This window comes from Vibrio sp. 03_296 (assembly GCF_002265885.1).
The window spans coordinates 1-1,003 of record NZ_NPKW01000934.1; the positions used below are offsets into that span (position 1 = coordinate 1).

Annotated in this window: 1 protein-coding gene; it reads left to right on the top strand. The window is 53.1% G+C overall.

Going from position 1 to position 1,003, the window contains the following annotated elements:
- Window positions 1–1,003, top strand: a 1,003-nt coding sequence (locus CIK04_RS28955; RefSeq protein ID WP_176463468.1) for an Hsp70 family protein, incomplete at both ends; no start/stop codon positions are given.

The following is a 1,003-nucleotide window of genomic DNA, read 5'->3' on the forward strand; positions in this document are numbered from 1 at the left end:
GACTGGTACGCTCGCCACCAGCACAATGCCACAGAGTTATTAAAAGAAATCCCGCTGATTTTAGTGTGCGATGTCGGCGGCGGCACCACCGACTTAAGCTTGATTGAAGCAAAATTTAACCAAGATGCACTCGCCTTGGATCGCATCGGGGTTGGTGAACACCTCATGCTCGGCGGCGATAACCTAGATTTGGCCCTCGCGCATTTAGCGGAGCAGCGCTTTAATCAAAGCAAAAACATCATGACTGCCAGCCTCACCAAACTGATTCAACAAACACGCAAAGCCAAAGAGCAACTCCTCTCGAGTAAGGCACCGGAAGAAGTGAAGATCACCATGCTGGGCAGCGGTTCCAAACTGCTTGGCGGCACCAAGAGCATCGCTTTGAACAAACAGGAAGTTCATCAAATCGCCCTCGACGGCTTCTTCCCGCTTTCTGATTTTACTCAAACGCCGGATAAACGCCGCAGCGCCGTGGTCGAATTTGGTTTGCCTTATGTTGCCGATCCTGCAGTGAGCAAACACGTGGCCGAGTTTTTATCTCAGCACCAACAAGTCTCTCATGCTGCGTTAGGAGAGTCAGAGGGTGAGCAACCTGCCATTCCGGTAGGTCTGTTGTTGAACGGCGGCGTGTTTAACAGTGACCTCGTCACGGCGCGGATGACCGAGTTGCTCGGTCGCTGGCGCGGCGCGCCGGTTACCGTCCTTGATAACCCACATCCCGATTGGTCGGTGGCATTAGGGGCCGTGGCCTTTGCCAAAGCCCGTCGCGGTGCACAACTAAAAATCGGCGGCGGTTCTGCTCGGTCTTACTTTTGCATCTGCAAGAAAAAACAAATGGGCAAAGCGCTCTGTTTGCTTGCAAAAGGCACCGAAGAAGGACAAGAAATTCGTCTCACTGGACGACGCTTCTCGCTCACCCTTGGTGAACCTGTACGCTTTAACCTACTTACTTCAACGCACGATGCCTTGTCGCACCATGTGGCGATTCAGAACGGCGTCATGG